The sequence below is a fragment of the Janthinobacterium sp. 78 genome, from assembly GCF_003096775.1.
Classification (GTDB): domain Bacteria; phylum Pseudomonadota; class Gammaproteobacteria; order Burkholderiales; family Burkholderiaceae_D; genus Janthinobacterium; species Janthinobacterium tructae.
Genome location: NZ_QENT01000001.1, coordinates 4,684,255 through 4,702,209, shown reverse-complemented (window position 1 = coordinate 4,702,209; position 17,955 = coordinate 4,684,255). Strand labels below are relative to the sequence as shown.

Annotated in this window: 17 protein-coding genes, 3 tRNA genes and 1 pseudogene; 16 read left to right on the top strand and 5 right to left on the bottom strand. The window is 60.6% G+C overall.

Annotated features, from left to right (window positions below):
• Positions 1–17: 17 nt before the first annotated feature.
• Complete coding sequence (locus C8C92_RS20760) at positions 18–860, bottom strand: helix-turn-helix domain-containing protein (RefSeq protein WP_243420309.1); 843 nt, start codon at positions 858–860, stop codon at positions 18–20.
• A gap of 158 nt (positions 861–1,018) precedes the next feature.
• Here C8C92_RS20760 and C8C92_RS20755 point away from each other — a divergent pair, with 158 nt between their 5' ends.
• The 4 genes from C8C92_RS20755 to C8C92_RS20740 all read left to right on the top strand — a co-directional run bounded on the left by C8C92_RS20755 (position 1,019) and on the right by C8C92_RS20740 (position 3,411).
• Entirely contained in the window at positions 1,019–1,417 is a 399-nt protein-coding gene (locus C8C92_RS20755) for a DUF3224 domain-containing protein (RefSeq protein ID WP_099762975.1), read from the top strand.
• Positions 1,418–1,510: 93 nt separating this feature from the next.
• The gene (locus C8C92_RS20750; protein ID WP_099762976.1) at positions 1,511–1,795 is read left to right on the top strand and encodes an autorepressor SdpR family transcription factor; all 285 of its coding nucleotides are present in this window, start codon (positions 1,511–1,513) and stop codon (positions 1,793–1,795) included.
• Positions 1,792–2,448: an SdpI family protein gene (locus tag C8C92_RS20745; RefSeq protein WP_243420308.1), complete on the top strand. Its 657-nt coding sequence runs from the start codon at positions 1,792–1,794 to the stop codon at positions 2,446–2,448. The genes C8C92_RS20750 and C8C92_RS20745 overlap by 4 nt, the downstream gene beginning before the upstream one ends.
• A gap of 33 nt (positions 2,449–2,481) precedes the next feature.
• Complete coding sequence (locus C8C92_RS20740) at positions 2,482–3,411, top strand: alpha/beta fold hydrolase (RefSeq protein ID WP_243420307.1); 930 nt, start codon at positions 2,482–2,484, stop codon at positions 3,409–3,411.
• Positions 3,412–3,535: 124 nt separating this feature from the next.
• Here the strand turns inward: C8C92_RS20740 and uvrB are convergent, their stop codons facing one another.
• Entirely contained in the window at positions 3,536–5,623 is a 2,088-nt protein-coding gene (gene uvrB / locus C8C92_RS20735; protein ID WP_096236805.1) for an excinuclease ABC subunit UvrB, read from the bottom strand.
• Between the two features lie 112 nt (positions 5,624–5,735).
• Here uvrB and C8C92_RS20730 point away from each other — a divergent pair, with 112 nt between their 5' ends.
• The 6 genes from C8C92_RS20730 (at position 5,736) to C8C92_RS27665 (ending at position 9,361) form a co-directional block, all read left to right on the top strand.
• On the top strand, positions 5,736–6,950 hold the full coding sequence (locus tag C8C92_RS20730; RefSeq protein WP_205704597.1) for an amino acid aminotransferase: 1,215 nt from the start codon (positions 5,736–5,738) through the stop codon (positions 6,948–6,950).
• Between the two features lie 131 nt (positions 6,951–7,081).
• Positions 7,082–7,157: transfer RNA gene (locus C8C92_RS20725), tRNA-Asn, on the top strand.
• Positions 7,158–7,292: 135 nt separating this feature from the next.
• Positions 7,293–7,368: transfer RNA gene (locus C8C92_RS20720), tRNA-Asn, on the top strand.
• 123 nt (positions 7,369–7,491) lie between these two features.
• Positions 7,492–7,818 (top strand): Dabb family protein, encoded by a 327-nt coding sequence (locus tag C8C92_RS20715; protein WP_116745121.1) that lies wholly within the window; start codon positions 7,492–7,494, stop codon positions 7,816–7,818.
• Positions 7,819–7,906: 88 nt separating this feature from the next.
• A tRNA-Asn gene (locus tag C8C92_RS20710) sits at positions 7,907–7,982 on the top strand.
• A 548-nt stretch (positions 7,983–8,530) separates the two neighbouring features.
• Positions 8,531–9,361 (top strand): hypothetical protein, encoded by an 831-nt coding sequence (locus tag C8C92_RS27665; RefSeq protein WP_207781029.1) that lies wholly within the window; start codon positions 8,531–8,533, stop codon positions 9,359–9,361.
• On the opposite strand, the pseudogene C8C92_RS20700 reads toward C8C92_RS27665, so the two are convergent.
• Positions 9,336–9,614: pseudogene (locus C8C92_RS20700) on the bottom strand (integrase core domain-containing protein); the annotation flags it as partial. The gene C8C92_RS27665 and the pseudogene C8C92_RS20700 sit on opposite strands and share 26 nt — an antisense overlap.
• A gap of 117 nt (positions 9,615–9,731) precedes the next feature.
• Between C8C92_RS20700 and C8C92_RS20695 the strand changes: the two are divergent.
• Positions 9,732–9,989, top strand: a complete 258-nt coding sequence (locus C8C92_RS20695) for an alpha/beta fold hydrolase (RefSeq protein WP_133250809.1) — start codon at positions 9,732–9,734, stop codon at positions 9,987–9,989.
• A gap of 16 nt (positions 9,990–10,005) precedes the next feature.
• Here C8C92_RS20695 and C8C92_RS20690 read toward each other — a convergent pair whose 3' ends face one another.
• Positions 10,006–11,058 carry an alpha/beta hydrolase gene (locus C8C92_RS20690; RefSeq protein WP_243420306.1) on the bottom strand — a complete coding sequence of 351 codons (1,053 nt, stop codon included), beginning with the start codon at positions 11,056–11,058 and terminating at the stop codon, positions 10,006–10,008.
• Positions 11,059–11,416: 358 nt separating this feature from the next.
• Here C8C92_RS20690 and C8C92_RS20685 point away from each other — a divergent pair, with 358 nt between their 5' ends.
• From C8C92_RS20685 to C8C92_RS20665, 5 genes are all read left to right on the top strand, one after another.
• A complete protein-coding gene (locus C8C92_RS20685) occupies positions 11,417–12,076 on the top strand; it encodes a sugar dehydrogenase complex small subunit (RefSeq protein WP_116745120.1) in 660 nt (219 codons plus the stop codon).
• On the top strand, positions 12,073–13,731 hold the full coding sequence (locus C8C92_RS20680) for a GMC family oxidoreductase (RefSeq protein ID WP_116745119.1): 1,659 nt from the start codon (positions 12,073–12,075) through the stop codon (positions 13,729–13,731). Before C8C92_RS20685 ends, C8C92_RS20680 begins: the two co-directional genes overlap by 4 nt.
• On the top strand, positions 13,728–15,197 hold the full coding sequence (locus C8C92_RS20675) for a c-type cytochrome (protein WP_243420305.1): 1,470 nt from the start codon (positions 13,728–13,730) through the stop codon (positions 15,195–15,197). The genes C8C92_RS20680 and C8C92_RS20675 overlap by 4 nt, the downstream gene beginning before the upstream one ends.
• A gap of 143 nt (positions 15,198–15,340) precedes the next feature.
• Positions 15,341–15,742, top strand: coding sequence for a GtrA family protein (locus tag C8C92_RS20670; protein WP_116745118.1), 402 nt, complete (start codon positions 15,341–15,343; stop codon positions 15,740–15,742).
• 67 nt (positions 15,743–15,809) lie between these two features.
• Positions 15,810–17,108 (top strand): NCS2 family permease, encoded by a 1,299-nt coding sequence (locus C8C92_RS20665; RefSeq protein ID WP_035820652.1) that lies wholly within the window; start codon positions 15,810–15,812, stop codon positions 17,106–17,108.
• A gap of 81 nt (positions 17,109–17,189) precedes the next feature.
• Here the strand turns inward: C8C92_RS20665 and C8C92_RS20660 are convergent, their stop codons facing one another.
• Positions 17,190–17,897, bottom strand: a complete 708-nt coding sequence (locus tag C8C92_RS20660) for a GntR family transcriptional regulator (RefSeq protein ID WP_116745117.1) — start codon at positions 17,895–17,897, stop codon at positions 17,190–17,192.
• Positions 17,898–17,955: the final 58 nt, after the last annotated feature.

Sequence of the window (17,955 nt, the reverse complement as noted above, 5' to 3'; positions counted from 1 at the left end):
CCTACTGGGATAGTCTCTTAGGCGCCTGCCGCCAGCTGCGAGCGGCGATAGTCGAACGGCGTGCTGCCCACCAGTTCCGCAAAACTGCGGCTGAAATGGGCCTGGTCAAAAAAGCCCAGTGCCTGCGCCAGGCTGGCCAGGTCGGGCGCGTCGGGCTGCGCCAGGCGCCAGATCGCCTCCTGCAGGCGGTAGCGCTGGATCACCCATTTCGGCGGCACGCCCACGTAGTTGGCAAACAGGCGCTGCAGCCTGCGTTCACCAATGGCCATGATTTCGCACAGCTGCGCCACGCTTGCCGGGCCATTGTGGGCCGCCGCCGCCGCGGTCAGCCTGGCGGCCAGCAGGGCGGCGGCGTCGACCTGCGGCAGCCTTGCCAGCAGCAGTGCTTGTGCCTGCGCCACCATGGCCAGATCGTCGGACTCGCCTAACACCCGCGCCTCGGCCTGCGCTCCCGGCATGCCCAGCAGCGCATCGGCCGCGATGGTCGTGTCGGTGAAGGTCGACAGTGGCTGCGTGATGAACGGGCGCAGGCCGCCCGGCGCGAAACGCACGCCCAATACTTTGCCGGCACCGGTCAACGGCCGGTCAAAGGCGCCGCGCACCACGCCATGAATGGCGGTGCGCTCAAGGTCGAAGACCAGGTGGGCGTTCGGGTAGGGCAGCACGCGCTGCGTCTCCGGCGCGCAGCCCCGCCGGTCCCATTCCACCACCCAGAAGTAGTCGACAAACGGCGCCAGCGCGGCAGCCGGTGGATAGGTTGCCAGGCGTATGCGGCGCGCCGCTGCCTGCGGGTCGACGATGCCTTTCGGCGCCTGGCCGCGCGCGGCGAGCAGATTCATCGTGCTGTCGGTTTTATCCAATATTTGTCTCCTGCGCGGCCTTAAGCTGGCCCTCTCGCATTGATCGGAAGGGAATCATGAAATTACACAGTTGGTCGGGCCTGATGTTGGCCGCATGTTGTCTATCGGTGGCGCCAGCCGGCGCCGCCTCGTCTGCATCTACAGAAGGAGATCATCGCATGCACGCGCACGCTACGGGAAGTTTTAGCATCAGCATGACGCCGGCCACGGCGCCGCAACGCGCGGGGCGCACGAGCTTGGGAAGGGTGCTGCTTGAGAAGGTGTATGCGGGCGACCTGGTCGCCACGGCCAAGGGCGAAATGCTCAATGCCGTGACCGACACCCAGGGCGCGGCCGGCTATGTCGCCATGGAAGCCATCACGGGCGTGCTGCAGGGCAGGCAGGGCAGCTTCGTGGCGCAGCATTTCGGCACCATGGCCGACGGCAAACAGCAGCTGACTATCGTCATCGTGCCGCATTCCGGCACGGGGCAGCTGACGGGCATCAGCGGCACGCTGGCCATCCGCATTGAGAATGGTCAGCATTTCTACGACATCGATTACTCGCTGCCGGAGTAGGGGAAGGGACGAGGCAGGCGCTGGATATCGCTTGACCTCCGTCGCACTTGCCTCTATATTTAGATGATTGTCTAATTAGATGTTTGTCTCAATATGAATGCCACCAACAGCGCCTTCAAGGCCATTGCCGATCCTGCGCGGCGCGAGATACTGCGGTTGCTGCGGACAGGTGAAATGACGGCCGGCGACCTGGCCGCCCGGTTCGACGTGAGCAAGCCAACCATGTCGCACCATTTTGCCGTGCTGGCCGACGCGGATCTGATCACGCGCCGGCGCGAAGGGCAGACCATCTGGTATGGCTTGAATACCACGGTGTTGCAGGACGTACTGGCCTGGATGCTGGACTTGACCGATACCGACCACAAGGAGAGCAAATGATGAAAGCGCGCTTTATCGCCCTGAGCCTGTTGATGATCGTGGCCATCAGTGCTGCCACCCTATATGCCTGGCCGCAGTTGCCCGAGGTGGTGGCCGTGCACTGGAACTGGCGCGGCGAGGCCGATGGCTATGCGCCGCGCGCCGTGCTGTGGCTGCTCGGGCCGGGCCTGATGGCGTGCATGCTGATACTGGCGCTCGTGCTGCCCTCGCTGTCGCCGCGCCGCTTCGAGGTGCAGCCGTTCGAGTCGACCTTCTACTACAGCTTTGGCGTCGTGCTGGGCCTGCTGGCGTATGTGCATGGCCTCGTACTGGCCAGTGCCGCTGGCGTGGCGGTGCCCATCGGCCGGGCGGTACCGGCGGGCCTGTGCGTGATGCTGATCCTGGCAGGCAATCCCATGGGCAAGGTGCGGCGCAATTTTTATCTGGGTATCCGCACCCCGTGGACACTGGCCAGTGAGCGCGTCTGGTATGCCACGCACCGGCTGGCCGCCAGGCTGATGGTGGGCAGCGGCTTGCTGGGACTGGCCGCGCTGGCGCGTGGTGCACCGGGCTGGCTGCTGCTGGTGCTGGTGTTCGCCTGGGCGCCGCTGGCCATCCTTTACTCGCTGGTGCAGTACAAGCGGCTGGATAAAGATCAACTGGAAATTCACTGACAGGAGGGGACAATGTCGCGATGGATGTTGGGAATGCTGGTCTTGATGGTGTGCCTGCCGGTACGCGCCGCCACCGGCGGTGAGCAAGAGGTGGCGCTGGCGGTGGCTGGCGGCGTCTTGCATGGCACGCTGTCGATGCCGGATGGGCAAGGGAAAGTGCCAGTGGTGCTGCTGCATGCGGGCTCCGGTCCGACCGATCGCAATGGCAATAGCGCCATGTTGCCGGGCCAGAATAATGCGCTGCGCATGCTGGCCGAGGCGCTGGCACGCAATAGCATCGCTACGCTGCGCTATGACAAGCGCGGGATCGGCGCCAGTGCATCGGCGGGGCGGCGCGAAGCCGACCTGCGCTTGGATGACTATATCGATGACGCCACGGCATGGTTGCGGCAGTTGCGCGCCGACCCGCGCTTTACGAATGTGCTGATGGCCGGGCATAGCGAGGGGGCGCTGATCGCGATGGTGGCTTGCCAGAAAGCGCAGCTTGATGGCTGTGTGCTGATTGCCGGCGCGGGCAAGGCGCTCGACGATATCCTGCGCGTGCAATTGAAGCCGCGTCTGCCGCCCGAGCTGTATGCGCAAAACGAGCGCATCCTGCTGGCGCTTAAGCGGGGCGAGCAGGTAAGCGACGTGCCGCCAGCCTTGCTGGCGCTGTACCGGCCTTCGGTGCAGCCGTATCTGATTTCATCGATGCAGGTCGATCCGCGCGCGGTGGTTGGCGCCTTGCGTATGCCGCTATTGATACTGCAGGGGGCGACCGATTTGCAGGTGTCGGTGGCCGATGGGCAGGCCTTGTCGGCCGCCGCACCGGCGGCCAGACTGGTGATTGTGCCGGGCATGAACCATGTATTGAAAATGGTCAGTGGCGATTTGGCGCAGCAAATGCCGTCGTATGGCGATCCCGCGCTGCCGCTGGCGCCCGCGCTGGTCGACGCGGTGACGGCGTTTGTTCAGGGACGGTGAAATGTGGGGTCGTCGCGTAGGTCGGATTTGCGCTTCGCGCGTAATCCGACACCACCACCAGCGCCAACAATGTTGTCGGATTACGGCCCGCAGGGCCTAATCCGACCTACGCATGGCGTGGTATTCATTTGCCCAGTATCGACGCCACATTGTCCGTGCCCGGTGCGCCGAACAGTTGCTGCTTGAGGATGTGCAGCTGGTCGCGCACTTGCGCCGCCTTTTCGAACTCCAGGTTCTTGGCGTGGTCGAGCATCAGTTTTTCCAGGCGCTTGATTTCCTTGCTGACCTGTTTTTCGCTCATGGCTTCGAACTTCGCCGCTTCCTGTGCTACTTGCAGGTTGTCGCGCGCTTCCTGCGGGCTGTAGACGCCGTCGATCATTTCGCGGATCGATTTTTTCACGCCGATCGGGATGATGTTGTTGGCCGTATTGAAAGCGATCTGCTTGGCGCGGCGGCGTTCCGTCTCGTCGATGGCGCGGCGCATGGAGTCCGTGATGCGGTCGCCGTACAAAATCGCCGTGCCGTTCAGGTTACGCGCGGCGCGGCCGATGGTCTGGATCAGGCTGCGCTCTGAGCGCAAGAAGCCTTCCTTGTCCGCGTCGAGGATGGCGACCAGCGACACTTCCGGCAAGTCCAGACCCTCGCGCAGCAGGTTGATCCCCACCAGCACGTCGAAGGTGCCCAGGCGCAGGTCGCGCAGGATTTCCACGCGCTCCACCGTTTCGATATCGCTGTGCAGGTAGCGCACCTTGATGCCGTGGTCGCCCAGGTATTCCGTCAATTGCTCCGACATGCGCTTGGTGAGCGTGGTGACCAGCACGCGCTCGTCCTTCTTGATGCGCTCGACGATTTCCGACATCAGGTCGTCCACCTGCGTGCTGGCGGGGCGCACGATGATCTGCGGGTCGACCAGGCCAGTGGGGCGCACCACCTGTTCGACCACCTGGTCGGAATGGTTTTTTTCGTAGTCGCCCGGCGTGGCCGAGACGAACACCGTCTGGCGCATCTTCTGTTCGAATTCCTCGAATTTCAAGGGCCGGTTGTCCAGCGCCGACGGCAGGCGGAAACCGTAATCGACCAGATTCGTCTTGCGCGAGCGGTCGCCGTTGTACATGGCGCTCAGCTGGCCCGTCAGCACGTGCGACTCGTCGAGGAACATCAGCGCGTCGGGCGGCAGATAGTCGACCAGGGTCGGCGGCGGTTCGCCCGGCAGCGCGCCGGACAGGTGGCGCGAGTAGTTCTCGATGCCCTTGGTGAAACCGATTTCGGCCATCATTTCCAGGTCGAAGCGCGTGCGCTGCTCGATCCGCTGTTCCTCGATCAATTTGTTTTCCTTGCGGAAGAACTCGAGGCGCTCGCGCAGCTCGTCCTTGATGGTTTCCACGGCGCGCAGCACGGTGGAGCGGGGCGTCACATAGTGCGAACCCGGGTACACGGTGAAGCGGGGGATTTTTTGCCGCACTCTGCCCGTCAGCGGGTCGAACAGCTGGATCGATTCGATCTCGTCGTCGAACATTTCCAGGCGCACGGCCAGTTCCGCATGCTCGGCGGGGAAGATGTCGATGGTATCGCCGCGCACGCGGAAGGTGCCGCGGCCGAAATCGACTTCGTTGCGCGTGTACTGCATCTGGATCAGGCGCGCGATGACGTCGCGCTGGCTGACTCTGTCTTTTACGCGCAACGTCAGAATCATCTGGTGGTATTCGTTGGGGTTACCGATACCGTAGATGGCCGAGACGGTGGCGACGATGATGACGTCGCGCCGTTCCATCAGCGACTTGGTGCACGACAGGCGCATCTGCTCGATATGCTCGTTGATCGACGAGTCCTTTTCGATGAACAGGTCGCGCTGCGGCACGTAGGCTTCGGGCTGGTAGTAATCGTAGTAGCTGACGAAGTATTCGACCGCATTTTGCGGGAAAAAGTCGCGGAACTCGCTGTACAGCTGCGCCGCCAGCGTCTTGTTGGGGGCGAAGACGATGGCGGGCCGGCCCATGCGCGCGATGACGTTGGCCATGGTGTAGGTCTTGCCCGAACCGGTCACGCCCAGCAGGGTCTGGAAGGCCAGTCCGTCGGCAATGCCCTCGGATAACTGGGTGATCGCCGCTGGCTGATCACCGGCCGGAGAGAAGGGCTGGTGCAGCTTGAAGGGGGAATCCGGGAAAGAGATAATTGCGCTTTCCGCCTCGCTGGCGGTAGATAATTCGGGCATGTGAATCAGACCTTTGTTAGAATAGTGCTCTGCTGGCGGCCCTGGCGTTGTATTTTGGGGCGCTGTCTACAACTCCGCTGTGAACCTGCTTCCAATCGAATCCAATCTTATCATGACGAACCCAACTGTTTCTGCCAGTCTGTTTAGCGCCATCGAGATGGCCCCACGCGACCCGATCCTGGGCATCACCGAAGCATTTAACGCGGACCAGAATCCCGCCAAAATCAATCTGGGCGTTGGCGTCTATTATGACGACAACGGTAAAGTGCCTCTGTTAGCTTGCGTACGCAAGGCGGAAGCCATCCTGATCGAACAGGCCTCGCCACGCACCTATCTGCCGATCGAAGGCCTGGCTGCCTACGACAAGGCGGTGCAAGAACTCGTATTTGGCGCCGATAGCGCCGTTATTCAAGAGCGCCGCGCCGTGACCGTGCAAGCCATCGGCGGCACCGGCGCACTGAAGATCGGCGCCGACTTCCTGCAGCGCTTCGCGCCGGGTGCGCAAGTCTACATCAGCGACCCGAGCTGGGAAAACCACCGCGCGCTGTTCGAAAGCGCCGGTTTCGTCGTGAATAACTACACGTACTACGATGCCGCCACCCATGGCGTGAACTTCGACGGCATGCTGGCCAGCCTGAACGCCATGCCAGCCGGCTCCATCGTCGTGCTGCACGCCTGCTGCCACAACCCGACCGGCGCCGACCTGAGCGTGGCCCAGTGGGATCAGATCATCAGCGTGGTCACGTCGCGCGGCCTGGTGCCGTTCCTGGACATGGCGTATCAGGGTTTCGCCAACGGCATCGCCGAAGACGGCGCCGTGGTGCGCCGCTTCGCCGACGCGGGCGGTCCGCTGCTGGTATCGAACTCGTTCTCGAAATCGTTCTCGCTGTACGGTGAGCGCGTGGGCGCCCTGAGCGTCGTCGCATCGAGCGCCGACGAAGCGGCCCGTCTGTTGTCGCAATTGAAACGCGTGGTGCGCACCAACTACTCGAACCCGCCAGTACACGGCGGCAAGGTGGTCGCCACCGTCCTGGCCACGCCGGAACTGCGCCAGCTGTGGGAAGAGGAGCTGGCCGGCATGCGCGTGCGCATCCGTGAAATGCGCAATGCCTTCGTGGAAAAACTGAAGGTCAAGGCACCGGGCCACGACTTCGAATTCGTGCGCCAGCAAATCGGCATGTTCTCGTACTCCGGTCTCACCAAGGAGCAGGTAGCGACTCTGCGCGAACAATCGATCTACGCCGTCGACACGGGCCGTATCTGTGTGGCAGCGTTGAATTCGCGCAATATCGACATCGTCATTGACGCGATCGCCAAAGTGCTTTAAGATCTTGCTTCTTCGGCGCTGCATGCAAGTGTGGCGCTGATGGCAGTGGAAAGTCGGCGAAGACCGTGTTTATCGAGATGCAGTATGGGTCTTGCAAATACGAAGCAGCCGACATATAATATTGCCTCTTTTCCCTGATAGCTCAGTTGGTAGAGCGACGGACTGTTAATCCGCAGGTCCCTGGTTCGAGTCCAGGTCGGGGAGCCAGAATTCGAAAGGCCATGTTGAAAAACATGGCCTTTTTTGTTTTTGCGGCGCCCGGGCGTAACTTGGGGCAAGATAAGATCTCCCCTATGGAAATCTGGACAGCGCCAGGTTTGGCCTATATAATACGGCCTCTTTTCCCTGATAGCTCAGTTGGTAGAGCGACGGACTGTTAATCCGCAGGTCCCTGGTTCGAGTCCAGGTCGGGGAGCCAGAATTCGGAAGGCCATGTTGAAAAACATGGCCTTTTTTGTTTTCCGGCGCCGTCAGCAGGGCTGGTCTGTGCGTGATCGCGTTTTGCGCTATCCTGAATGCATCACTTCAGGAGCCTCTTCCCATGACTTGTACCTCCGCCTTGCGCCATATCGTCCTGTGCGACTTTCTCGACGGCATCACGTCTGCCAAGCATGCCGAACTCGTCTACGAGTTCTCCCAGCTGAAACACCGCATTCCCGGCGTGCGGCAATTTGAATGGGGGCCGAACGTCAGCCCGGAAGGCCTCGATGATGGCTTTACCGATTGCTTTACGCTGACCTTCGATGATGCCGGCGCGCGCGACGTGTATCTGACCCATCCGGCCCACCTGGCCTTTGTCGAACAGCTCAAGCCATGGCTGGGTCGCGTGCTGGTATTTGACTACTATCCGCAAGAGCATCCGGGCTGACCGCCGGGCAAGGTAAGGCAGGAAAAGACATCTTTTTCCGGGGAAATCTGGACATCACAAAATTTACCCTATAAAATGCGGCCTCTTTTCCCTGATAGCTCAGTTGGTAGAGCGACGGACTGTTAATCCGCAGGTCCCTGGTTCGAGTCCAGGTCGGGGAGCCAGAATTTTTGTAAGACCTAGAGCCCAGCCCTTACCCGGTTGGGCTTTTTGCATTCGTCCTGGTTAGGTTGCAGCGGTATAGTCTTTTCTGCCGACAGCTAGCCGGTGGCCAACATCTGTATGACGCCTGCTGGGCTAAAGATATCTACGCGTGTGACGTTATAGCGGTACTCCTAGTCTGGATTTAGCGTCGAATGTTGGAAATTTGCTTCTGATATGTCAAACATGATGAGTGTTGAAAAGCAGCGCTACCAGTTCGATGGTCGGTCTGAAGTCATGGTAAGGGTCACGAAGTGGTTTCAAAATGAAGCTTGCTTATCCTCTGACGCAAGAAGTACCTTGGCAGCAAGACGTTGACCCTGAGCTCAAAAGTCCCCTGCCGGACCAGCACGGGAACAGTATTGACTCTTCTAACGCTGCTTGTGATGCCTAAATCACAGAGTTCGGAGCGCTTTGTGCGCTGATTCTATCCATTTTGAAATCACGTAATTCTGCAGTTCTCAAGATCGCCAGTTGAAAGATCTTACCAGGTGAATTTTTTAGGGATACTATGAGCATAGCGATTAAGTCTTATACGGCGCCTATTCCGGCCTACGTTCCTATACGAGATAAATTTTCCTCTGAAAATTCCGACAGCACTTCTGCGCTGGCTCCCAATTCGAACGCAGCCGTCACCTTATCAATATCCGACGCTGCACGGGCGCTTTACAGCTTAGGTAGCGAGGATGAGCCACCGGTTCAAATCCCCAATAAAGAGTTAAAAGACTCATACGTCAAGGGACAGCTTGATGTTTATAATTTTGGACAGCTTATTGCAGGCCGGAACTACAATAAAGAAGACCTACTCCCCAAGACTGACGATTCTGAGCGTTCGAAATTAGGTCAGGAATCATTAAACTACGCCATCGGCCTATCTCAAATTCCAACCAAAAATGTTCCGAATCCATTTAGCGGAATGGCACGAAACGACTTAAGCGCGATTGTTTACAGTGATAATGGTAGCTATACGGATGCCGAGCGATATGCCGCTTATGGTGAGCTGAGCAAGCAGGATGAAGCATACTTTTCTCAGTTGTATGCCAAAGTGACGAATGGAGGCGACAATCGGGATATATTCAAGGGTATTATGGACTATTTCGATGAACTACCTCCTGTGGAGAAATCTGCTTATCGTGAAGGTTTTAGAGAGAGTATCGACAGTCTTTATCAAGAGCAGACAGAACAGTGGGGGGCGCTTGCTCTCATGAAACAACCTGCTGGTGGCAACGACGCGGAGTTATCCGAAAACGCTACTAACGAGGCGCATGCACGTAATGCGACGTTACGGTCAGTTCTGGAGAGGGCGTTTGTAGTGGTCAACCCATCCCGGACACTACGTTAAGTTCTTCTTCGGTGACGGCCGGTGCCAATCCCTCATTGAACTGATGTGGCCGTATCCAGTTATACCGGTGCATCAGGTAGTGGCTGATGTCCCGTTGTGCTTCTTGTGCCATCATGCAACCTGTTGACGGCAGCCATTCCGTTTTGAAGCTGCGGAACAGCCGTTCCATCGGGGAGTTATCCCAACAATTTCCCCGGCGACGCATACTTTGTCGTATCCGATAGCGCCACAAGCGCTGACGGAGTAAACGACTGACTTTGAAACGGCCAATTGCCGTGCCCTCCTCGCGCATCATGCCCATGATGCTGCGGCTTCCCGCCGAACTGCGACTCTCGACGAACAGCTCGTGCACGCGGCTAAGACCAGCTTCATGGCGGTATCGCAAGTGCCCTGGGGCATAGCCGCCCTGACTGGCGTGGTCGAAACGCCGGCCTGGAGGCACAAGCCCAGCTGGTATCTGGTCGCGACCGGCGACAAGATGATTGCACCGGCGATGCAGCGCGAGATGGCCCGACGAGCGGGCTCGAAGGTGGTCGAAGTTGTCGGCAGCCATGCCATTTACATTTCGCAAGCCCATGCGGTGGCGTCGCTGATCCGCAAGGCCGCTGCGAGCATTGCCGACGATTAGGCTACGGGACGTTACATCAGGAATTGGCAGCCGTATCCAATGTCTGGATGATGGTTTCTTGAAATTTTGCAGGTTCATCCTGGTGTATCTGATGCCCGGAATGGTCAAAGAAAAACAGCCCCTTCCTTGGCGCCTTCAATGCCTCGAAATACGCTTGCGTGATCCTGGTCGAGGTCTGGATATCGTTTTTTCCGACGAAAAAATACACGGGGCAGTCAACGCTTTTCAAGGTCTTGGGCAGATCAATGTGCATGACCTCGTTCCAGACTGGCGACCAGGTTTTTGACCATTGAAGAAAGCCCGTCTTGAAACCCGCCGTCGTTGCAAATGCCTTGCCATCCTTGTAAAAAAGCCATTTTCTTAAATAAAACATGCTGTCGTCACTCGTCAACGGGAAACTGATGCTGTCCAGTTCCTGGCTGGCGAGGGCATTGTCCTTGAAGTGGGCTTTCAAGGCTTGCAGCAATTCTTTCTCGCTGTCCAGCTGGCTCACGACAGGATTCGATGCAAAATAAGCATGCAGCAATTCCGGATGATGCTTGACGATGTAAAAGCCCAGGACGTTGCCCCAGGAACTGCCCAGCAAGTAAATTTTTTCCTGTTTGAATTCTTTGCGCAGGAATTGGATGACTTGATACGTGTCCTGCTCCATCTGCCCGACGGATGGCTGCGTGGGGGAGGGATTCAGTTTCAAGGTTTTCCCGGCGTCGCGCTGATCCCATTGCACAATCGTAAATCGGCTTTTCAACACATTGGTAAAGGCATCCGCGCCCTTGATCATGGAGCTTCCCGGCCCGCCGGACAAGAACAGGAGCACGGGTTTGGTCGCGTCGTCAGTCTTGATTTCCAGCACTTGCTTGATGCCGCCGATGTCGGGTGTCAGGGTGGTGGTGACTTCGGCGGAAACGGGTTTCGTTTCTGCCATGGTTTGCGCCTGGCATCCGTAGAAGGGAATCAGGGCGGCAAAGAGTACTGCCAAGGTCATTTTTTTTATCATGGTTTGAGGATCAGTTTCAGGTTGCTTGCACGGACGCATTCCGCGCCGCAGTTGAACAGCTATAGATCGCATGGTCTCCATCGGGTACGTCGATATGCCTCCTTGTCAGAAACCTGGTTTCATGGAAAATGACCTTGCCCGGCATGCAGCCGTTTTATTTTCCATGCTGCCAAGTTTTCCGCGTATGCGCAATCATTTCCAGGAAGCCGCAGGCTTTCTGTCTTTATTTCGCGCCGCCATGAGGCCTGCGCGAAACGCCGGGATCCATGCGGAAATCCAGGCAACAATCAAAGAGCAATCGCCAGTTCTGATACTCCATTGGCAAACAATTTATTTATGTAGGATAATGTGGAACCGGTTCCATTTATGCGTAAATGCAATGTAACGCAATCATCCAAGTCAACAAAACAACAAGTCTTGCGGGAGTCTCATGAACCATCCAGGCAGCGAACCATCTGCAACATCCGTTTCATCCCTTCCCAGCACCAGCCGCCGCCACGCCCTGATCGGTCTGGCCGCCTTGCTGGCGCAGGCCGGTTTCTGGAGCAATCCCCTGTCCGCCGCCATGCAGGCGCCGGCCAGCGCTGCGGCGCCCGGGCTGGCGCCGGCCAGCATGCTGTTCTATACCTTGTCGCAAACCATCACGGGCCACCGCGACCTGTCCGCCGGTACGGCGGCGCGCATCGAGCAAGCCATGCGCAGCAACGTGTCCGGCTTTGCCGATCATTTGCCACGGCTGGGCGCGCTGCTCGTCACGGGCCAGGAAGCGAAGGCCCTGCTGGCGGCCGCCACCGCCGCAGACGCCGGCTTGCGCGAGCTGGCGCTGGCCATCGTGGCCGCCTGGTACACGGGCACCGTCGCCGGCAACGCGGCGCAGGGCACGAAGTCCATCGTCGTCGCGTATGCGGAAGCGTTGATGTACCGCACGGTGGCCGATGGCCAGGTCGTGCCCACCTATTGCAACTACGGCCCCCTGTGGTGGCTGAAGGCGCCGCCGGCCGTGCGCGTCTCCGCGCCCGTGGAAGCGAAACCCGTACCGGCCCCGGCCACTACCGGCACCCCTGAAACTAAAGGCAAGCAAGCAAAATGAAATCACCCCAATTCAAGAGTAATGGCGACGTCGTCGCCGATGTCGTCATCGTCGGCACGGGCGTCGTGGGCGCCATGATGGCCGACCAGCTGGCCGCCCAAGGCCATTCCGTAATCATGCTGGAAGCGGGCTTGCGCATCGAGCGGGGACAAGCCGTGGAAAACTGGCGCAACATGCCGTTCGAGAACCGCGTCGGCTCGGACTTCCAGGGCCTGTATCCGCAGGCCGAGAACGCGCCCGCGCCCCTGTATTTCCCGAAGAATAACTATGTGGAAGTGTCCGGCCCCAGCGGCAGCAGTTTCCAGCAAGGCTATCTGCGCACGGTGGGCGGCACGACCTGGCACTGGGCCGCGTCGTGCTGGCGCCATTTGCCGACCGACATGCGCATGAAAAGCGATTACGGGGTAGGGCGCGACTGGGCCATTTCCTACGCTGAGCTGGAGCCCTATTATTGCCGCGCCGAGCAGGAAATGGGCGTGGCCGGCCCCAACGATCCGGCGCAGCAGTCGCCCAGCGAGCGCAGCAAACCGTATCCGATGGACATGGTGCCCTGGGGTTATGGCGACAAGCGTTTCGCCGAAGTGGTCAACCCGCACGGCTACCGCTCCGTACCGATTCCGCAAGGGCGCTCGACGCGCCCATGGCAGGGCCGTCCCACCTGCTGCGGCAACAATAATTGCCAGCCGATCTGCCCCATCGGCGCCATGTACAACGGCATCCACCACGTGGAGCGGGCCGAGCTGAAAGGGGCGGGCGTGCTGGCCGAGGCCGTCGTCTACCGCATCGACACGGACCAGAACAACCGCGTCACCGCCGTGCATTGGTATGACGCGAAAAAACAGTCGCACATGGCGACCGGCAAGGCTTTCGTCATCGCCTGCAACGGCATCGAAACACCGCGTTTGCTGCTGCTGGCGGCGAACCAGAACAATCCGAACGGCATCGCCAACAGTTCGGACCAGGTCGGCCGCAACATGATGGATCACTCGGGCTTCCACTGTACCTTCCTCGCCAATGAACCGATCTGGACGGGCCGTGGCCCCGCGCAGAGCAGCTGCCTGGTGGGACCGCGCGACGGTGCCTTCCGCGCGCAGTATTCGGCCAACAAGATGATCCTGAACAATATCACCAGGGTGGGACCTGCCACGCAGCAATCCTTGAAGCTGGGCCTGGTGGGCAAGGACCTCGACGATGAAATCCGCCGCCGCGCTGCATTTGGCGTGGACCTGTCGATCAGCCTGGAACCGCTGCCCGAGGCGCACAACCGCTTGACCTTGAGCAAGACGCGCAAGGATCCGCTGGGCCTGGCCTGTCCCGACATTTATTACGACGTGGGCGATTACGTGCGCAATGGCGCGAAGGCCGCGCATGCGCAGCTCGAACACATCGGCAAGCTGTTCGGCGCCGTGGAATTCCATATCACCGACAGCCTGAACGCGAACAATCACATCATGGGCGGCGTCATCATGGGTTCGAACCGTCTTGACTCCGTGGTCGACGGCAATTGCCGCGCGCACGATCATGCCAACCTGTGGCTGCCGGGCGGCGGCGCCATGCCGTCGGCCAGCGTCGTCAACACCACCCTCAGCATGGCCGCGCTCGGCTTGCGCGCGGCCGACGACATCGCCCGCACCCTGGCAAGGGAGGCAGCATGATGCGCCGCCTCTTGCTGACGCTGACCCTGGCGGCCGGCTTGCCGCTGGCCGCGTACGCGGTGCCACCTGTTCCGCCCGTCACCCTGACGCCGGACCGCCCGGTCGTGCCGGCGGCCGCAGGTGTCTCGGGCACCGATGCGCGCCTGGAGCGGGGCCGCTATCTGGCCATCGCCGCCGACTGCATGGCGTGTCATACGGCAGCGGGCGGCAAGCCGTATGCGGGTGGCTACGCCATCGATTCGCCACTGGGCACGATTTATGCGACGAATATCACGCCGTCGAAAAAAGGCGGCATCGGGCATTACAGCGAAGCCGATTTTGCGCGCGCGCTGCGCGACGGCGTGCGCGCCGATGGCAGCCATCTGTATCCGGCCATGCCCTACACCAGCTATGCGATGCTGACGGATGCGGACGTAGGCGACCTGTATTACTACTTCATGCAGGCCGTCCAGCCCGTCGACGAGCCGGCGCGCCAGACGGCCCTGCCATTCCCGTTCAATGTGCGCCTGTCCATGCTGGGCTGGAACACCTTGTTCCTCGACAATAAACGCTTCGTGCCCGATCCGGCGAAGAGCGCGCAGATCAACCGGGGCGCTTATTTGGCCGAAGGCCTGGCGCACTGCAGCGCCTGCCACACGCCGCGCAACGCGCTGATGGCGGAAATCGGCAGCCAGACCCTGGCCGGCGCGTCGCTCGGTTCCTGGCATGCGCCGAACATCACGTCCGACAAGGTCAGCGGCATCGGCGCCTGGACGGATGCGGAAATCGCTGCCTACCTCAAAACAGGTCACGTGGAAGGCAAGGGGCAGGCGGCGGGCGGCATGGCCGAAGCCATCCAGAACAGCCTGCAATTTTTGCGCGACGACGACGTGGCCGCCATCGTGGCGTACTTGCGCACGGTGCCGGCCGTGCGCGCGCCGGGGCAGACCAAGGCTGCTTTCAGCCACGGCAGCGCCGCCAGCGAAGAAGCGGCGCTGCGCGGCATGGCCGGCTCCACCGAGCACCATTCCCTGAATAGCGGCGCGGTGCTGTTTTCCGGCTATTGCGCCAGTTGCCATTCGGCCAGCGGCGCCGGCAGCACGGGCCAGGCCTATCCGGCCCTGTTCCACAACACGGCGACGGGCGGCAGCACGCCGGCCAACCTGGTCTCGGCGATTTTGTTTGGCGTCGAGCGCAAGATCGAAGGGGAGGAGCACGAAGCGTTCATGCCCCGTTTCGACCAGCGCTCCTACGTGCAGCCATTGACGGACGAGCAGATCACTTCGATCGCCAACTACGTGCTGAAGCAGTACGGCAACCCGGATGTGTCCGTCACGCCCGCGTACGTGGCGCAGGCGCGCAGCGGTGGCGAGAAGCCCGTGCTGGCACGCATGCAGCCGTTCATGCTGCCGGGCGGCATCGTGGGCATCTTGCTGCTGATCGCGCTGTTCATGTGGCTGCGCCGGCGCCGCCAAGTCAAGAAATAGGCGTCGGAGCCGTGGAGTATCGGCGGCGAATATGAACGTTGGGCGCAACTTGCAGTAAAATGCAGGCTGAAAAATGGTTACGAGCAATCGTAGCCATTTTTTATTCTGGTCCGATCCTGCTTTCGTTCATTTGAAAATTGACAATGTCCCATTCCCTGCATCACCAATTTTTACGTTTCGCCGCCGTCGGCGCTTCCGGCACGGCCGTGCAATACAGCGTGCTATGGGGCGGCGTGGAATGGGCCGGCATCAGCGCCGCCTTTGCATCCGGCATCGGCTATATCCTCGGTTCCGTCGTCAACTACCTCCTCAATTACTTTTTCACGTTTAAAAGCGACAAGGGCCATGGCGAGGCGGCTTCCAAGTATTTCACCTTGCTGGGCATCGGCTGGTGCATCAATACGGGCCTGATGTGGCTGCTGGTACACCAGCTGGGCTGGTATTACTGGCTGGCGCAGGTGCTGGCGACCGGTATCGGGCTGGTCTGGAATTTTGCGGGCAGCCGCTGGTGGGCCTTCAAGCCGGCCGACGCAGCGACCAAGTAAATAGTTGCAAGAAAAATGCGCTAGGCCAAGACCTGGCGTGCGGTTTTACCAAAACAAGGGGTTAATCATGCAGTTCCTGGAACGCTATTTCAAACTGAAGGACAACGGCACCAATGTGCGCACGGAGCTGCTGGCCGGCCTGACCACGTTCCTGACGATGGCCTACATCATCTTCGTCAACCCGTCCATCCTGGGCGACGCCGGCATGCCGAAGGATTCCGTCTTTGTCGCCACCTGCCTGGCGGCCGCCATCGGCACCCTGATCATGGGCCTGTACGCCAACTACCCGATCGCGCTGGCGCCGGGCATGGGCTTGAATGCGTATTTCTCGTACACGGTGGTCAAGGGCATGGGCATGAGCTGGGAAGTGGCGCTGGGCGCCGTTTTCATTTCCGGCTGCCTGTTCATCCTGGTCAGCCTGTTCAAGGTGCGCGAGATGATCATCAACAGCATCCCGCCCGCGCTGCGCACGGCGATCACGGTCGGTATCGGCCTGTTCCTGGCCATCATCTCGCTGAAAAGCGCCGGTATCGTGGTATCGAACCCCGCCACCATCATCGCGCTGGGCGACTTGCACCAGGCGGCGCCCATCCTGGCCATCCTCGGTTTCTTCATCATCGTCGCGCTGGACCGCTTGAAAGTGCCGGGCGCCATCCTGATCGGCATCCTTACCATCACCATCGCCAGCTTCTTCTTTGGCGGCAACCAGTTCAACGGCATCGTCTCGGCGCCGCCCGCCATCGAGCCGACCCTGTTCAAGCTCGACATCATGGGCGCGCTGTCGATTGGCATCGTCAACGTGGTGCTGGTATTTTTCCTGGTGGAATTGTTCGATGCGACGGGCACCCTGATGGGCGTGGCCAACCGTGCCGGTTTGTTGAAAGACGGCAAGATGGAACGCATGAACAAGGCCTTGCTGGCCGACAGCACGGCGATTGCCGCCGGCGCCTGCCTGGGCACATCGAGCACCACGGCTTTCGTGGAAAGCGCGGCCGGCGTGCAAGCGGGTGGCCGCACGGGCTTGACGGCCGTGGCCGTCGCGCTATTGTTCCTGGGCAGCCTGTTCTTCGCCCCGCTGGCGCACACGGTGCCGCCGTACGCGACGGCACCCGCATTGCTGTACGTGGCGTGTCTGATGCTGCGCGAACTGACCTTCATCGACTGGGATGACAGCACGGAAAGCATTCCGGCCGCCATCACGGCGCTGATGATGCCGTTTACCTATTCGGTGGCCAGCGGCGTGGCGTTCGGCTTCATCACCTATGCGGTATTGAAACTGTTGACGGGCAAGGGCAAGCAAGTGTCCGTGGTGGCTTACATCATCGCCGCCATCTTCCTGTTCAAGTTTATTTACCTGGGTGAGTAGCGTGGGCGAATAGCGGGTTTGACGCCGCAATGACAAGGCCGCCCGTGCATCCGCAGGGGCGGCCTTTTTTGATGGGGCGGCTTACATCAGCAGCGCCGCCACCAGGTCTTTTTTAGTGTCGCTGGCGCTGCCGTCGAAGCGCAAGGCCGCTTCCACATGCGCCAGGTGCTCGACCATCAGGCGCGCCGCCAGGTCTGCGTCGCCGCTGCGCGCCGCCTCAAGAAAACGGCCGTGTTCGTCGTACGAGCAGGCGGCAGCATGGCCGGACTGGTACAGCATGGTGATCAGCGAGCTGCGTCCCACCAGTTCGCGCACGATATCGCGCAGCACGGCGTTGCCGGCGATGTCGGCCAGCAAGACGTGGAAGTCGCCCAGCAGTTGCGAGCGCAGCGGCGTCGCTTGTGCCAGCGCCAGGCGCTCCGCTTTCAGGTGCCGCTCCAGCATGCGGTAGTCGGCGGGTTTGGCCCGCGCGACGAATTCGCGCGCCAGGGCCGCTTCGATGATGCGCCGCGCGGCGAAGATGTCGCGCGCTTCCGCTTCGGTGGGCTGGCTGACGAAGGCGCCCTTGTCGGGCACCATGCGTATGAGTTTGTCTTTCGAGAGAATCAGCAGGGCGGCGCGGATCTTGGTGCGGCTGACGCCATACAGCCGGCACAGCGCCTCTTCGCGCAGTCGCGTACCGGGCGGCAATTGGCGCGCCACGATGGCGGCCGCCATATGCTCGGCAATTTCCGCCGAGCTGTCGCCGCTGCCGGGCTTGTCCACCAGGGATGCGCTTGATTCTGTCATGTCGAGTGAGAGCAGTCAGCCAGGGGCAAGGATGAGCCTTGCAAGCGCATGCTGGCAG

Excerpts from the sequence above, each read along its gene's own strand:
- C8C92_RS20755 (WP_099762975.1), top strand. The coding sequence starts at position 1,019 with ATGCACGCGCACGCTACGGGAAGTTTTAGCATCAGCATGACGCCGGCC.
- C8C92_RS20750 (WP_099762976.1), top strand. The coding sequence starts at position 1,511 with ATGAATGCCACCAACAGCGCCTTCAAGGCCATTGCCGATCCTGCGCGG.
- C8C92_RS20745 (WP_243420308.1), top strand. The coding sequence starts at position 1,792 with ATGATGAAAGCGCGCTTTATCGCCCTGAGCCTGTTGATGATCGTGGCC.
- C8C92_RS20740 (WP_243420307.1), top strand. The coding sequence starts at position 2,482 with ATGCTGGTCTTGATGGTGTGCCTGCCGGTACGCGCCGCCACCGGCGGT.
- uvrB (WP_096236805.1), bottom strand. The coding sequence starts at position 5,623 with ATGCCCGAATTATCTACCGCCAGCGAGGCGGAAAGCGCAATTATCTCT.
- C8C92_RS20730 (WP_205704597.1), top strand. The coding sequence starts at position 5,736 with ATGACGAACCCAACTGTTTCTGCCAGTCTGTTTAGCGCCATCGAGATG.
- C8C92_RS20715 (WP_116745121.1), top strand. The coding sequence starts at position 7,492 with ATGACTTGTACCTCCGCCTTGCGCCATATCGTCCTGTGCGACTTTCTC.
- C8C92_RS27665 (WP_207781029.1), top strand. The coding sequence starts at position 8,531 with ATGAGCATAGCGATTAAGTCTTATACGGCGCCTATTCCGGCCTACGTT.
- C8C92_RS20695 (WP_133250809.1), top strand. The coding sequence starts at position 9,732 with ATGGCGGTATCGCAAGTGCCCTGGGGCATAGCCGCCCTGACTGGCGTG.
- C8C92_RS20690 (WP_243420306.1), bottom strand. The coding sequence starts at position 11,058 with ATGCGATCTATAGCTGTTCAACTGCGGCGCGGAATGCGTCCGTGCAAG.
- C8C92_RS20685 (WP_116745120.1), top strand. The coding sequence starts at position 11,417 with ATGAACCATCCAGGCAGCGAACCATCTGCAACATCCGTTTCATCCCTT.
- C8C92_RS20680 (WP_116745119.1), top strand. The coding sequence starts at position 12,073 with ATGAAATCACCCCAATTCAAGAGTAATGGCGACGTCGTCGCCGATGTC.
- C8C92_RS20675 (WP_243420305.1), top strand. The coding sequence starts at position 13,728 with ATGATGCGCCGCCTCTTGCTGACGCTGACCCTGGCGGCCGGCTTGCCG.
- C8C92_RS20670 (WP_116745118.1), top strand. The coding sequence starts at position 15,341 with ATGTCCCATTCCCTGCATCACCAATTTTTACGTTTCGCCGCCGTCGGC.
- C8C92_RS20665 (WP_035820652.1), top strand. The coding sequence starts at position 15,810 with ATGCAGTTCCTGGAACGCTATTTCAAACTGAAGGACAACGGCACCAAT.
- C8C92_RS20660 (WP_116745117.1), bottom strand. The coding sequence starts at position 17,897 with ATGACAGAATCAAGCGCATCCCTGGTGGACAAGCCCGGCAGCGGCGAC.